This window comes from Serratia sp. BNK-10 (assembly GCF_047456065.1).
Classification (GTDB): Bacteria; Pseudomonadota; Gammaproteobacteria; order Enterobacterales; family Enterobacteriaceae; genus Serratia; species Serratia ureilytica.
Window position 1 is genome coordinate 3,252,019 of record NZ_CP179894.1, and the last position, 13,704, is coordinate 3,265,722.

Annotated in this window: 11 protein-coding genes; 6 read left to right on the forward strand and 5 right to left on the reverse strand. The window is 62.7% G+C overall.

Features of this window, described 5'->3' with window-relative positions; genetic code table 11:
- Positions 1-153 precede the first annotated feature (153 nt).
- Genes fruA through fruB form a run of 3 tightly spaced genes read right to left on the reverse strand, consistent with a single transcriptional unit; the run spans position 154 to position 3,922 of the window.
- Positions 154-1,839 carry a PTS fructose transporter subunit IIBC gene (gene fruA / locus ACMGG9_RS15700; RefSeq protein WP_033643804.1) on the reverse strand — a complete coding sequence of 562 codons (1,686 nt, stop codon included), beginning with the start codon at positions 1,837-1,839 and terminating at the stop codon, positions 154-156.
- 11 nt (positions 1,840-1,850) lie between these two features.
- On the reverse strand, positions 1,851-2,792 hold the full coding sequence (fruK, locus tag ACMGG9_RS15705) for a 1-phosphofructokinase (RefSeq protein ID WP_015378523.1): 942 nt from the start codon (positions 2,790-2,792) through the stop codon (positions 1,851-1,853).
- On the reverse strand, positions 2,789-3,922 hold the full coding sequence (gene fruB / locus ACMGG9_RS15710; protein ID WP_069100293.1) for a fused PTS fructose transporter subunit IIA/HPr protein: 1,134 nt from the start codon (positions 3,920-3,922) through the stop codon (positions 2,789-2,791). The genes fruK and fruB overlap by 4 nt, the downstream gene beginning before the upstream one ends.
- A gap of 247 nt (positions 3,923-4,169) precedes the next feature.
- On the opposite strand from fruB, the gene ACMGG9_RS15715 reads away from it, so the two are divergent.
- The 4 genes from ACMGG9_RS15715 to ACMGG9_RS15730 all read left to right on the forward strand — a co-directional run bounded on the left by ACMGG9_RS15715 (position 4,170) and on the right by ACMGG9_RS15730 (position 9,802).
- Positions 4,170-4,592 carry a nucleotide triphosphate diphosphatase NUDT15 gene (locus ACMGG9_RS15715; RefSeq protein ID WP_033652539.1) on the forward strand — a complete coding sequence of 141 codons (423 nt, stop codon included), beginning with the start codon at positions 4,170-4,172 and terminating at the stop codon, positions 4,590-4,592.
- Positions 4,593-4,823: 231 nt separating this feature from the next.
- Positions 4,824-5,984, forward strand: coding sequence for a NapC/NirT family cytochrome c (locus ACMGG9_RS15720; RefSeq protein WP_033652538.1), 1,161 nt, complete (start codon positions 4,824-4,826; stop codon positions 5,982-5,984).
- A gap of 12 nt (positions 5,985-5,996) precedes the next feature.
- Positions 5,997-8,471, forward strand: coding sequence for a trimethylamine-N-oxide reductase TorA (gene torA / locus ACMGG9_RS15725; protein ID WP_101453943.1), 2,475 nt, complete (start codon positions 5,997-5,999; stop codon positions 8,469-8,471).
- Between the two features lie 155 nt (positions 8,472-8,626).
- A complete protein-coding gene (locus ACMGG9_RS15730) occupies positions 8,627-9,802 on the forward strand; it encodes a sugar efflux transporter (protein ID WP_033652536.1) in 1,176 nt (391 codons plus the stop codon).
- On the opposite strand, the gene ACMGG9_RS15735 is transcribed toward ACMGG9_RS15730, so the two are convergent.
- A complete protein-coding gene (locus ACMGG9_RS15735; protein ID WP_019453627.1) occupies positions 9,799-10,053 on the reverse strand; it encodes a YkgJ family cysteine cluster protein in 255 nt (84 codons plus the stop codon). The genes ACMGG9_RS15730 and ACMGG9_RS15735 overlap by 4 nt on opposite strands.
- A gap of 271 nt (positions 10,054-10,324) precedes the next feature.
- On the opposite strand from ACMGG9_RS15735, the gene mtr reads away from it, so the two are divergent.
- Both mtr and yeiP read left to right on the forward strand, forming a co-directional pair.
- The gene (gene mtr / locus ACMGG9_RS15740) at positions 10,325-11,569 is read left to right on the forward strand and encodes a tryptophan permease (protein ID WP_047025330.1); all 1,245 of its coding nucleotides are present in this window, start codon (positions 10,325-10,327) and stop codon (positions 11,567-11,569) included.
- A 126-nt stretch (positions 11,570-11,695) separates the two neighbouring features.
- Entirely contained in the window at positions 11,696-12,268 is a 573-nt protein-coding gene (gene yeiP / locus ACMGG9_RS15745; protein WP_004935725.1) for an elongation factor P-like protein YeiP, read from the forward strand.
- Between the two features lie 42 nt (positions 12,269-12,310).
- Here yeiP and uxuA read toward each other — a convergent pair whose 3' ends face one another.
- A complete protein-coding gene (gene uxuA, locus ACMGG9_RS15750; RefSeq protein WP_047025329.1) occupies positions 12,311-13,501 on the reverse strand; it encodes a mannonate dehydratase in 1,191 nt (396 codons plus the stop codon).
- Between the last annotated feature and the right edge of the window lie 203 nt (positions 13,502-13,704).

Below are 13,704 nucleotides of genomic sequence, written 5' to 3' on the forward strand. Positions count from 1 at the left end.
CTCCTTGAATCATTCCTTGTTCGCAGGAATAAGGTCGCGCTATCAGCTTAGAAAGCCTTGTGGTTTCTGACCAGGGGTAAATCGTGCTAACTGCCTAAGACACAAATAAAAACGCGCAGCTCTGGGCTGCGCGTTTTGCGGTATCGGCGAGGCTTACGCCGCGGCGGCGACCGGCGTTTCAGCACGTTTCAGCAGGGCATAAGCCACCCCGGCCAACAGCGTGCCGGCGGCGATCGCCACCAGGTACAGCAACACCGGCGAAATCGCGCCCGGGATCAGCAGCACGAACAAGCCGCCGTGCGGCGCCATCAGCTTGGCGCCGAAGGCCATCGACAGCGCGCCGGTCAGCGCCCCGCCGGCGATGCAGCACGGCAACACGCGCATCGGATCGCGGGCGGCGAACGGAATCGCCCCTTCGGTGATGAAGCACAGCCCCAGCACCAACGCCGCCTTGCCGCCTTCCTGTTCGGATTTCGGGAACTTGCGGCGCGCCAGCAGCGTCGCCAGGCCCATCGCCAGCGGTGGCACCATGCCCGCCGCCATGATGGCCGCCATCGGCGCATACACCGAGGAGCTGAGCAGCGCCACACCGAACGCGTAGGCCGCTTTGTTCACCGGGCCCCCCATGTCGGTGCACATCATGCCGCCCAGGATCGCCCCCAGCAGCACGGCGTTGGCGGTGCCCAGAGACTGCAGCCAATGGGTCAGGCCTTCCATGATTTTCGCCACCGGCGTGCCGACCACGTAAATCATGATGAGGCCGGTGATCAGGCTGGCCACCAGCGGAATGATCAAGATGGGCTTCAGCGCTTCCATACTTTGCGGCAGGCGCAGCTTGCTGCTGATCGCCCTGGCGACATAACCCGCCAGGAAACCGGCGATGATGCCGCCAAGGAACCCGGCGCCGGTGCTCACCGCCAGCATGCCGCCGATCAGGCCCGGCGTCAGGCCCGGACGATCCGCGATGGAGAAAGCGATGAAACCGGCCAACACCGGCACCATCAGCGCGAAGGCGGAGCCGCCGCCGATCTGCATCAGCGCCGCCGCCAGGGTGCCCTTGACCTCAAACGCCTTGATGCCGAACACGAACGACAGCGCGATGCACAAACCGCCCGCCACCACCATCGGCAGCATGTAGGACACGCCGGTCAGCAGGTGACGATACGGGCCGTTGCCCTCTTTCTTCTTCGCCGTCGGCGCCGCGCCGCTGCGCTGCTGCGGCTGGAACACTTCGGCTTCGGCCAGCGCCTTGTCCAGTTCCTGCGCGGTTTTCTTCAGCGCCAGACCGGTGGAAGTTCGATACATCGGCTTACCGGCAAACTTGTCCAGATCCACTTCGATGTCCGCCGCGACGATCACCAGATCCGCCGCCGCTACTTCTTCCGGGGTGATGGCGTTGCCGGCGCCGACGGAGCCGCGCGTTTCCACCTTCACCCACCAGCCGCGTTTCTTGGCTTCACTTTCAATGGCTTCGGCCGCCATAAAGGTGTGCGCCACGCCGGTTGGGCAAGCGGTGATCGCCACGATGCGTTTTTGTCCATCGGCTTTCACCGCCGCCGCTGCCTGCGGCGCCTGATAGGTTTCAGCTTCGGCCTGGGCGCGCGCCAGAAACGCGTCCGGTTCACGCACCGCCTGTTCTACCTCGCCCACATAGATCAATTTGCCGTTCAGCGCGGCGTCAGCAGGAGCAGCCTGCCCCGCCACCGCCACCAGTTCGGCGTCCTGCAGCGACTCGACCAGCGTCAGGCCGGCTTTGGCCGCGGCGGCCTCCAGCATGCGTTTCGCCAGGTGGCCACGGGCCTGTCCCTGCGAACTGTCTACCATCAGCAGCGTTTTCATTCTGCCTCCTGCTATTGATTGAAAGGTTTCAGATCGACGCGCGCCATCATCGCGGCCAACTGGGGACGATCGGTCACGCCGACGTTGCTCTGGCTGACCGCCAGCGCCGCTACCGCCGTGGCCAGACGCAGGGTGTGTTCGCTGGATTCGCGCATCAGCAGGCCATAAATCAGGCCGCCGACCATCGAATCGCCGGCGCCCACGGTGCTGACCACCTCACAGGACGGCGGTTTGGCGATCCAGGCGCCGGATGCGTTAACCCACAGCGCGCCTTCCGCGCCGAGGGAGATGACCACGTGGGCGATGCCCTGTTCGCGCAGCGCATGCGCGGCCTCGACCACGTCCGCCAGCGTCGGCAGCGGGCGCCCGGCCCAGATTTCCAGCTCGCGGCGGTTCGGTTTGACCAGCCACGGCGAGGCCTTCAGCCCGGCGACCAGCGCTTCGCGGCTGCTGTCGAAAATGATGCACGGGCACTTGGCGCGCAGTTGGGTCATCCAGTCGGTAAACGCGTCAGGATCGACGCCGGCCGGCAGGCTGCCGCTCACCGCCACCATGTCAAACTGGCCCAGCCAGCTCAGCGAGTCGCTGACGAAGCGATCCCAGTCCTGCGGCGTCACTTCGAAGCCGGAGAAGTTGAAATCGGTCACTTCGCCGTCTTTTTCCGTCAGCTTGACGTTGATGCGGGTGCGCCCCGGCACCACCTGAAAGCGGTTGGCGATCCCCAGATCGCTGAACAGCAGCTGGAAACCGTCCTGATTATCTTTGCCCAGGAAGCCGCCGACGGTGACGTCGATGCCTAAATCTTTCAACACTTTGGCGACGTTGATGCCCTTACCGGCGGCGTGCAGGCCGGCGGTTTTTACCCGGTTGACTTCCCCGCGTTCAATCTGCGGGCAGAAACCCACCAGATCGTACGCCGGGTTCAGGGTGATTGTTGCTACTCTTCTGCTCATGCTGCGCCCTCGCCCAGTCCTTCATTAATCGCTTCGCCAATCGCCTTCAGCGCGGCTTCAGCATCTTCTCCATTGGCGGTAAAGCGCAGGTGATGCCCTTTCTTCACGCCCAACGCCACCACCTTCATCAGGCTGCGCCCGTTGGCCGGCTTGCCGCTGCCGTCCAGGTTGGTGACGGTGATGTCACTGTTGAAACTTTTGATCACGTTGACCAGCGCCGTGCCCGGCCGCGCGTGCAGGCCATGCTCGTTGCGGATCACGAATTCGGCGCTCAGCACGCTGCTCTCTTCCGCCACGTCGCTGGTCAGCAGCGCCAGCACGCCGGCGGCATCCGCCTTCAGCAAGCGTTCAGCTTTGTTGGCCAGCAGCAGATCGCTGAGGTAGTTGAGCACCGCCAGCGGCTGCGCGTCGGCGACCGACACCGTCAGCAGTAGCGCCACCGGCTCGCCGTCTTCCACGAAAGCCTGCGCCGGGCGGCTGACGGTGGCCGCGCTGGCCAGGTTGCCTTCAACGCTGTCGCTCAGCCAAATGCCCTGCCCCAGATTCAGCGGCTTGCGGGTGATGGCATCGCTGACGAACTGCGCGTTGACCGCCCCGATTTTTTGCAGACGGCCGGCGTTCAGCGCCTGCAGCGTCATCAGGCTGTCGGCGGCGACGTCGAGCGCAATCAGCGAAACGTCGAACTGGAATTCGGCGCTCTGCCGTTCGCCCATCAACAGGCTGCGCAGCTCTTCCGCGGAGGTGGTTTTCGCCAGCCGCTCCGCCACGCTGTCATCGCTCAGTACGTGGGTAAGCTGACGCAGCAGCGCCAAATGCTCGTCGGAACGGGCGGCGATGCCGATCGCCACATAGGCGGTCTGGCCTTCCCCCCACGCGATGCCCTGCGGGAACTGGAACACCTGCACGCCGGTTTTCAACACCAGATCGCGGGTATCGGTGGTGCCGTGCGGAATGGCGATGCCGTTGCCCAGGTAGGTGGACGTCTGCAGTTCGCGCTGCAGCATGCCGTCCACATAACCGGCGCTGACGCAGCCGGCTTCGGTCAGCGCGGCGGCCACCTGACGGATGGCCTCCTGCTTATCGGCGGCAGCGGCGCCCAGATGAATGTCTTGCGGTGACAACTGGAACATGATTCTCCTCTCCTGCTGAATTGAATCGTTTCAGCTTCATTGAGAAAAAGGAGCGTTATCCGCTGCCCACAAGCGGTCGGATAACGCTGAAACGTTTCAAGGAGTGTGTAAGCAGCGCAAGATGAAAGCAAGCTTTCTCCCTTTCGCCATTGCAGATTTTTGAGCTTACGCACACTTTCATCGGCGCATTGGTCAGCGCCGGGGCAAAATGACATACTGTGCTGAAACTTTGCTGACGGAGAAAAGCATGAATGTAGTGACGGGCGTCGGGGTGATCATCGTGAACCCGCAAGGCGAGATTTTGCTGGGCAAACGCTGCGGCTCCCATGCGCCCTTTTGGTCGATCCCCGGCGGGCATCTGGATGCCGGTGAAACCTTCGAGCAGTGCGCCCAGCGCGAAATTGCCGAAGAAACCGGGTTGATCATCGATCCGCCGCGCTTCGTTGGCGTCAGCAACAATCTGCAAACCTGGCGCGCCGAAGGCAAACACACGGTGTCCATCTGTCTGCAGGTGGCGCATCCCGGCGGCGAAGCCGAGCTGAAAGAACCCGAAAAATGCGCCGAATGGCGCTGGTGCGCGCCAGACTCTCTGCCGGAACCCCATTTCGAAGCCAGCCGCACGGCGATCCGCCTGTGGCTGAGCGGCCAAACCTACTTGCCAACGGCCTGAGCCCTTCGCGAGCGCGCGGCGTTCGCGTTGCCTGCCTCACAGCCCATCGCTATATAAAATAGAATATAACGCTATTTTTTGCGATATACGCCATTTTTTTGACTACGGATAACCCCATGGGGTTAACCCTCTTCTATCATTACCCCTGCAATCGACGTGGCATTCTGACCTCCGGTCGGCGGCCTTTTGGCAAGATTTTATTTTAAATTCATAATTATAAGCGGGTTTACCATGAGCAAAAAACTGACTGGCTTTGAAAAAAAGCGCCGGTGGGGATGGCTATGGCTTTTGCTGCTGGGGATTATCCTCGGCGCGGCGCTGTTGGCCGGGACCGCCACCGTATTCCATAAAACCAGCGATACCGCCTTCTGCGTTTCCTGCCACACCATGCAACAACCGCTGGCCGAATATCAGGGCAGCGTCCACTTCCAAAACACCAAGGGCATCCGCGCCGAGTGCGCCGACTGCCACGTGCCGCACCAGCCGATCGATTACCTGTGGACCAAGATCCGCGCGGTAAAAGACATCTACGGCGAGATGGTCGGCACCATCGATACGCCGGAAAAATATGAAGCGCACAAGCTGGCGATGGCGCAGTCGGTCTGGAAGACGCTGAAAGAGAACGACTCGGCCACCTGCCGCTCCTGCCACAGCTACGACGCCATGGACATCACCGCCCAGCGTCCCGAAGCGCGCCTGCAGCACCCGGTGGCGATCAAACAGGGCGAAACCTGCATCGACTGCCATAAAGGCGTGGCCCACATCCTGCCGGACATGAGCGGCGAAACCCAGGCCGGCGCCGCCGAGCTGGCCAAGGCCGCGGCGCTGACCGCACCGGGCGCCACCACCCTCTACACCATCGCCACCGAACCGTTCTTCCTCAGCGCAGACGACAGCCATAATGCCGGCAACCTGATGCCGTCCACCGAAGTGCAGGTGGTGAAACAGGATGGCGACAAGGTGCTGGCCACCGTGAGCGGCTGGCAGCAAGACGGGGTCAGCGAAGTGTTCTACGCCGCGCAGGGCAAGCGCATCCTCAGCGTGCTGCTGGGTGAAGACGCGCGTAAACAGCTGAAGACCGCGTCCACCCAGACCGATGCGGAAACCGGCCTGGTCTGGCATCAGGTCTCTCTGCAGGTGTGGCTGCCGCGCAAGCAGCTGATCGACGATCAGCAAAAAATCTGGCGCTACGCCGCGGACATGATGTCGGCCAACTGCACCGGCTGCCACGGGCTGACCGCGCTCGATCGCTTCAACGCCAACCAATGGATCGGCGTCATCAAAGGCATGGCGCCGCGTACCTCGCTGACGCAGGAACAGCTGCGCGTGCTGACACAATACGTACAAAAACACGCCAGCGACATGCCACCTGCCGCACCGGCCAAGCTTTAAGGGAGAAGCGCAATGAGCAACCAAAAACCGTTAACCATGAGCCGCCGCCGCTTCCTGACCGGCGCCGCCGCGCTGACCGCCGCCCCGCTGCTGGCGGGATTATGGCCCAAAGCGGCGCTGGCGCAGGCCATCAGCGAAGCGCTGCCGCAGTTCATCGTCTTGCGTCAGGCGCAGAAAGGCATTCTGACCGGCGCCCACTGGGGCGCGTTTGAAGCCATCGTGCAGGACGGCAAGATGGTCGGCGTGCAGCCGGTGCAGGACGATCCGTATCCCAATGAGCTGATCACCATGGCGCCTTATCAGGTGCACGCCGAGAACCGCATCAAATACCCGATGGTGCGCAAAAGCTGGCTGGAAGGCGGCCCCGGCAGCCGCACCGAGCTGCGCGGCCGCGACGAGTGGGTGCGCGTCAGCTGGGACAAAGCGACCGAGCTGGTGTGCAATGAGATCACCCGCCTGCAAAAAGATCACGGCCCGCAGTCGATCTACGCCGGTTCCTACGGCTGGAAAAGCGTCGGCATGCTGCACAACAGCCGCACGCTGCTGCAGCGCCTGATGAACCTGACCGGCGGCTTCCTCGGCTACGCCGGCGACTACTCCACCGGCGCGGCGCAGGTGATCATGTCGCACGTGGTCGGCTCGATGGAGGTCTACGAACAGCAGACCGCCTGGCCGAACGTGATCGAGAACAGCGAGCTGGTGATCCTGTGGGGCTGCAACCCGATGGTCACGCTGAAAAACAGCTGGAACGTGCCGGATCACGTCGGCCAGACCGGCTTCGAGGCGCTGAAGAAAAAAGGCACCCGGGTGATCAGCATCGATCCGGTACACAACGACAGCGCCAAGTTCGTCAATGCGCAGTGGATCGCCCCGCGCCCATACACCGACGGCGCCATGCTGATCGGCATCGCCCATACGCTGCTGACCGAGAAGCTGCATAACCCGGACTTCCTGAAAACCTATACCGTCGGCTTCGACAAGTTCCAGGCCTACCTGCTGGGCGAGAGCGACGGCGTGGCGAAAACCGCCGAATGGGCGGCCGACATCAGCGGCGTCGATGCCGACACGCTGCGCGCGCTGGCGCGCGAGATGGCGAAGCACCGCACCATGATCATGGGCGGCTGGGGCATTCAGCGCCAGCATCACGGCGAACAGCAGCACTGGCTGCTGGTGACGGTGGCGGCGATGCTCGGCCAGATCGGCCTGCCGGGCGGCGGCTTCGGCTTCAGCTACCACTATTCGTCCGGCGGCAGCCCGACCGCCAAGGGCGGCATCATCGCCGGCATCTCCGCCGGCAACGCGCCGAAGAACTCGCCGGCGCCGATCCCGGTAGCGCGCATCGCCGAATGCCTGAGCAATCCGGGCAAAACCATCGACTTCAACGGCGCCAAGGTCACCTACCCCGAGGTGAAAATGGTGTATGTGGCGGGCGGCAACACCTTCCACCAGCATCAGGACACCAATAACCTGGTCAAAGCCTGGCAGCGGCCGGACACCATCGTGGTCAACGAGCCTTACTGGACCGCCACCGCCAAGCATGCCGATATCGTCCTGCCGGCCACCACCAGCTACGAGCGCAACGATCTGGAAATGGGCGGCGACTATTCGCAGCTCTACGTGTTCCCGATGCATCAATGCGTGCCGCCGCAGCACGAGTCGCGCAGCGACTTCGACATCTTCTCGGCGATGGCGGCCAGGCTGGGCGTGCAGGAGGCCTTTACCGAGGGCAAGGATGAAACCCAGTGGCTGAAAGGCATGTACGACGACATGAAAAACCAGGCGCGCGCCGCGCGGGTGGCGCTGCCGCCGTTCGACATGTTCTGGCAATCCAATAACTACGTGCGTTTCCCGGTGCCGGAGGCCAATAAGCAGTGGGTGCGCTTCGCCGATTACCGCGACAACCCGCTGCTGAACCCGCTGGGCACGCCGTCGGGCAAGATCGAAATCTACTCCGACGCCATCGCCAAAATGCATTATGAGGATTGCCCGGGCATCCCGACCTGGATGCCGCCGCACGAGTGGTATCGCGGGCCGGAAGCGGCCAAGTATCCGCTGTCGCTCAATACCGCGCACCCGACCAACCGGCTGCACTCCCAGCTCGACAATACGCCGCTGCGCAAGAAATATGCGGTAGCGGATCGTGAAGCGATCCTGATCCACCCGCAGGACGCGCAGCCGCGCGGCATTACCGGCGGCGATCTGGTGCGGGCGTTTAACGATCGCGGCCAGATCCTGGTGGGGGCGGTGGTCAGCGAAGACGTGCGGCCTGGCGTGGTGCGCATCAGCGAAGGCGCCTGGTTCGATCCGGCCGATCCGGCGCAGCCCGGCTCGCTGTGCAAGAACGGCAACGTCAACTGCCTGACCTTCGACATCGGCTCCTCCAGCCTGGCGCAGGGCAACTGCGGGCAGATGGCGCAGCTGCAGATCGAGAAGTATCAGGGGCCGGCGCTGAAAAATACCGCGCACGCCGTGCCGCAAGGCGCCTGATCCCGCGATAAACAGAGGGCGCAACGCGCCCCCTGTTTTCCTCGTCGCCGCGCGACATAGCCGCTTACCCTCCGCCGAGGGATAGCGGTTTGCGTTTCTTTTCAACGGGCGTATGATGCGCGCGACCTCACTTTTTCGACGAATTCTCCATCGCCATGCCGACTTCATCCGCAGTAACGCGACGCACGCCCGATCTCACTTCGCTGGCCTTTTTGGCGGTGGCCTTCCTGACCGGCATCGCCGGCGCGTTGCAAACCCCGACGCTGAGCCTGTTTCTGGAAACCGAAGTCAAGGTGCGGCCGGCGCTGGTTGGCCTGTTCTTCACCGGCAGCGCGGTGATCGGCATTCTGGTCAGCCAGTTTCTCGCCGGCCGCTCGGATAAAAAAGGCGACCGCAAATCGCTGATCTTCCTCTGCTGTATGCTGGGTGCGCTGGGGTTCACGCTGTTCGCCTGGAGTCGCAATTACTACCTGTTGCTGCTCGTCGGCGTGCTGCTCACCAGCTTCGGTTCCACCGCTAACCCGCAAATGTTCGCCCTGGCGCGCGAACACGCCGATCGCACCGGGCGCGAGGCGGTGATGTTCACCTCCATCATGCGCGCGCAGGTCTCGCTCGCCTGGGTGATAGGCCCGCCGATCGCCTTCGCGCTGGCGCTGGGTTTCGGCTTCAAAACCCTGTATCTGGCGGGCGCGGCGGCCTTTGTCCTGTGCGGCCTGCTGGTGTGGAAACGGCTACCCTCCATGCCGAAAAGCGCCGTGGCGAGCGCGCCTCTGGCCGCACCGCGGCAGCATCGCCGCGACGCGCTGCTGCTGTTTGGCGCCAGCACCCTGATGTGGACCGCCAACAGCATGTACCTGATCAACATGCCGCTGTATATGGTGCACGAACTGCGGTTGCCGGAGCGGCTGGTCGGCGTGCTGATGGGCACCGCCGCCGGGCTGGAGATCCCGATCATGCTGATCGCCGGCATGGTGGCGAAACGCTGCGGTAAACGATGTTTGATGCTCGGCGCCGCCGTCGCCGGCGTACTGTTCTACTGCGGCCTGCTGTTTATCACCGGCAGTGGGCAACTCATCGCTCTGCAGCTGTTGAATGCGGCGTTTATCGGCGTGCTGGCGGGGATCGGCATGCTCTACTTCCAGGATTTGATGCCCGGTCAGCCCGGCACGGCCACCACGCTGTTCACCAACACCATTCGAGTCGGCTGGGTTATCGCCGGCGCCATCGCCGGCGCGGTGGCGGAAATCTGGAACTACCATGCGGTGTTTTACGCCGCGCTGGCGATGGCGGCAGGCGCGACGCTGTGTCTGTGGCGGTTGAAAGACGCTTAAGGCGCGGTGTCCGCTTCCAGCCTGGCGAGATAAATCAGCGCCTGATCGCGGTGATCGTGGCACATGTCGCGGCTCGGCTGCAGGCTGCCGCACACCTTCGGCCGCAGCGGCGAATGAAACAGGCCGCAGCGCAGCTGTTCATCCAAATGAATGCAGCGGGTATTGGCGGGCTTGCCGTTCGGCATGCCGGGGATCGGGCTGGATATTGACGGCGCGATACAGCAGGCGCCGCAGTCGCTGCGACAGTCCATCAGCGCTACTCCTGGTGGGCTGGGGAAAAGAAGCGCGACAATAGCAGCCGCGTGCGGCGGCCGCCAGCAGAATCCCTGCGCCTTGGCGATCTTTACACTCGTCCCGCAACCGTCTTGCCCCGCCGGATTCGCCACCTGACGAATAAATGCCCAAAAAGCCGCAATTTAAAGACAAAAACGCGTGAAGCGTGCAATTCCCACGCTTTACATGCGCCATGCACCCATGTACCATTGAGCTAGTACAAAAGAACCTCTTCCATCAGGAGCGCACATGTCTACGGACACCATCCAGAAGCTGGCCCGCCCTTCCGTTCTCGGCGGCGCGATGATCATTGCCGGTACCGCCGTAGGCGCCGGCATGTTTTCCATTCCGATCGTCACTTCCGGTGTCTGGTTCAGCGGCTCCGTCGCGCTGCTGGTGTATACCTGGGCCTGCATGTTGCTTTCCGGCCTGATGATCCTTGAAGCCACGCTGCACTACCCGAGCGGCGCCAGCTTCAACACCATGGTCAAGGATCTGCTGGGCAAAGGCTGGAACGCCGTGAACGGCCTGTCGGTGGCGTTCGTGCTGTACATCCTGACCTACGCCTATATCTCCGCGGGCGGTTCGATCATCGCGCACACGCTGGAGGGCATCGTCGGCGTCGGCCAGACCACCGCCGGCCTGGTGTTCGCGCTGGTCGTGGCGTTTATCGTCTGGCTCTCCACCCGCGCGGTCGACCGCCTGAGCACCATTCTGATCGGCGGCATGGTGATCACCTTCGTGATGTCGGTGGGCGACATGTTCACCCACGTGCAGCCTGCGGTGCTGTTCAATACCGGCGATGACCAGGCCAGCTATCTGCCTTATGCCCTGGCGGCGTTGCCTTACCTGCTGACCTCGTTCGGCTACCACGGCAACATTCCCGGGCTGGTGAAGTACTACCACAAGGACAGCGGCTCCGTGGTGCGCAGCCTGGTGTACGGCACCCTGTTGGCATTGGCTATCTACATCCTGTGGCAGTATGTGATTCAGGGCAATATCGCGCGCGACGCCTTTAAGCAGGTGATCGCCGAGGGCGGCAATATCGGCAGCCTGCTCAAGCAAATGGGCAACGTCTCCAGCAGCCAGACCGTCAGCCAACTGCTGAACGCTTTCTCCTATATGGCGCTGGCCAGCTCGTTCCTCGGCGTGTCGCTGGGCCTGTTCGACTACCTGGCGGACTTCTGCAAATTCAAGGACGACGCCGTCGGGCGCAGCAAGACCGCGCTGGTGACCTTTGTGCCGCCGACCCTGGCCGCGCTGCTGTTCCCGAACGGTTTCCTGTACGCCATCGGCTTCGCCGGGCTGGCGGCCACCATCTGGGCGGTGATCGTGCCGGCGCTGATGGCGCGCGCCAGCCGCCGCCGCTATCCGCAGGCCGGTTATCGCGCACCGGGCGGCAACGGCGTGATCCTGTTCGTCATCCTGTTTGGACTGATCAACGCCGCCGCGCATATTCTGTCGCTGTTCGGCCTGTTGCCGGTCTTCCGGTAATCCCCGACGGGAGGGCTGCCGCCCTCCCTTTCCCGCACTGTTTTTGCGCCGGGCTATTGCCTGAAATCGGCGGCGCGAGTACCTTGTCGCAACTTCTCTAATACTCTTCATTGCGGATGAATTGAAATGGCAAGAGCTAACGAAATTAAACGCGGCATGGCGATCAGCTACAACGGCAAGCTGCTGCTGGTAAAAGATATCGACGTGCAGAGCCCGAGCGCCCGCGGCGCCAGCACCCTGTACAAAATGCGCTTCTCCGACGTGCGCACCGGCCTGAAAGTAGAAGAACGCTTCAAGGGCGACGATATCCTGGACACCATTTCCCTGTCGCGCCGCAAGGTGAACTTCTCCTATATCGACGGCGAAGAATACGTGTTTATGGATGACGAAGATTACACGCCGTACATCTTCAAGAAAGACCAGATCGAAGACGAACTGCTGTTCATTCCGGAAGGCGGCCTGCCGGGCATGCAGGTGCTGACATTGGACGGCCAGGTGCTGGCGCTGGAGCTGCCGCAGACCGTGGATATGGAAATCGTCGAGACCGCGCCGGGCATCAAAGGCGCTTCCGCCAGCGCCCGCAACAAGCCGGCCACCATGGCGACCGGTCTGGTGATCCATGTGCCGGAATACCTCAGCGCCGGCGACAAGATCCGCATTCATATCGCCGAACGCCGCTACATGAGCCGCGCCGACTAGTCGCGCCAGCGGGGCCGATGCTCGGCCCCGTTTCCTTTTCCGCTACGGCAATTCCGGGAAAAAGCGCCGCTTGAGCGCCAGCTCGACGCCGCGCAGCTCCGCCAGCCCTTTCAACCGCCCGATGGCCGAATAGCCCGGATTGGTTTTCTTTTTCAAATCGTCCAGCATCTGATGCCCATGATCGGGGCGCATCGGGATCGGCCGCCGATCGCCCGCCCGCTGCCGACGCAGTTCTTCGGTCAGGATCGCTTCGATCACCGCCACCATGTCCACATCGCCCTGCAGATGCGCCCCCTCGTGGAAGCTTTTCGGGTTTTCCTCGCGGCAGGTGGCGCGTAAGTGGGTAAAGTGAATGCGATCGCCGAAGGTTTCAATCATCCGCACCAGATCGTTGTCGGCGCGCACGCCGTAGGAACCGGTGCATAGGGTGAAGCCGTTATGAATGCTGTCGACGGTCTGCTTCAGCCACTGCATGTCTTCGATCGTGGAGACGATGCGCGGCAGGCCGAGGATCGGCCGCGGCGGATCGTCGGGATGCACCGCCAGCCGGATGCCGGCCTCTTCCGCCACCGGCACGATGGCGCGCAGAAAGACCGCCATGTTTTCGCGCAGCTGCGCCTTGTCGATGCCGTCGTATTCCGTCAGGCGGCGGCGGAACTGCTCCAACGTATAGCCTTCTTCCGCCCCCGGCAGCCCGGCGATGATATTGCCCGTCAGCGTGGCTTTCTCCTCCTCGCTCATGGCGGCGAAATAGGCCGCCGCCTGACTGCGCTCTTGCGCCGTATAGTCCGCCTCGGCGCCGGCGCGTTGCAGGATATGCAGCTCGAACGCGGCGAAGGCGATTTGATCGAAACGCAGCGCTTTGGCGCCGTCCGGCAGCGAATAGGCCAGATCGGTGCGCGTCCAGTCGAGGATCGGCATGAAGTTGTAGCAGACGGTGTCGATGCCGCAGGCCGCGAGGTTGCGCAGCGTCTGTTGATAGTTGGCGATATGCCGCCGCCAATCGCCGCTGTGGGTTTTGATCTCTTCATGTACCGGCACGCTCTCTACCACCGACCACACCAGCCCTTTTTCCGCCAGCAGCGCCTGCCGCGCGCGGATCTCGTCGATCGGCCAGACTTCGCCGTTCGCAATATGGTGCAGCGCCGTGACCACCCCGGTCGCCCCAGCCTGACGCACGTCATCCAAAGAGACCGGATCGTTCGGGCCATACCAACGCCATGTTTGTTCCATGTTGTGTCCTTATGCCTGTCTCGCATTGCAATGTTGTTATACCAGTTTAATTTAGATATCAGCTAGCTTTAACTTACTCTTTCGCCGCGCGCTGTCAAAATTGAACCGTTCATTGGTTGATCCGCTTCACGATTCTGGCTTATTTTGGCCTGACCAATTCCCTTAACCTGCCGACAACTTTAGACTGGTGGCAGTTTTTTATC

What these genes read in the sequence shown, in the direction of transcription:
- torA (WP_101453943.1), top strand. Translation starts at nt 5,997, where the DNA reads ATGAGCAACCAAAAACCGTTAACCATGAGCCGCCGCCGCTTCCTGACC.
- uxuA (WP_047025329.1), bottom strand. Translation starts at nt 13,501, where the DNA reads ATGGAACAAACATGGCGTTGGTATGGCCCGAACGATCCGGTCTCTTTG.
- mtr (WP_047025330.1), top strand. Translation starts at nt 10,325, where the DNA reads ATGTCTACGGACACCATCCAGAAGCTGGCCCGCCCTTCCGTTCTCGGC.
- fruK (WP_015378523.1), bottom strand. Translation starts at nt 2,792, where the DNA reads ATGAGCAGAAGAGTAGCAACAATCACCCTGAACCCGGCGTACGATCTG.
- fruA (WP_033643804.1), bottom strand. Translation starts at nt 1,839, where the DNA reads ATGAAAACGCTGCTGATGGTAGACAGTTCGCAGGGACAGGCCCGTGGC.
- yeiP (WP_004935725.1), top strand. Translation starts at nt 11,696, where the DNA reads ATGGCAAGAGCTAACGAAATTAAACGCGGCATGGCGATCAGCTACAAC.
- ACMGG9_RS15720 (WP_033652538.1), top strand. Translation starts at nt 4,824, where the DNA reads ATGAGCAAAAAACTGACTGGCTTTGAAAAAAAGCGCCGGTGGGGATGG.
- ACMGG9_RS15735 (WP_019453627.1), bottom strand. Translation starts at nt 10,053, where the DNA reads ATGGACTGTCGCAGCGACTGCGGCGCCTGCTGTATCGCGCCGTCAATA.
- ACMGG9_RS15730 (WP_033652536.1), top strand. Translation starts at nt 8,627, where the DNA reads ATGCCGACTTCATCCGCAGTAACGCGACGCACGCCCGATCTCACTTCG.
- fruB (WP_069100293.1), bottom strand. Translation starts at nt 3,922, where the DNA reads ATGTTCCAGTTGTCACCGCAAGACATTCATCTGGGCGCCGCTGCCGCC.
- ACMGG9_RS15715 (WP_033652539.1), top strand. Translation starts at nt 4,170, where the DNA reads ATGAATGTAGTGACGGGCGTCGGGGTGATCATCGTGAACCCGCAAGGC.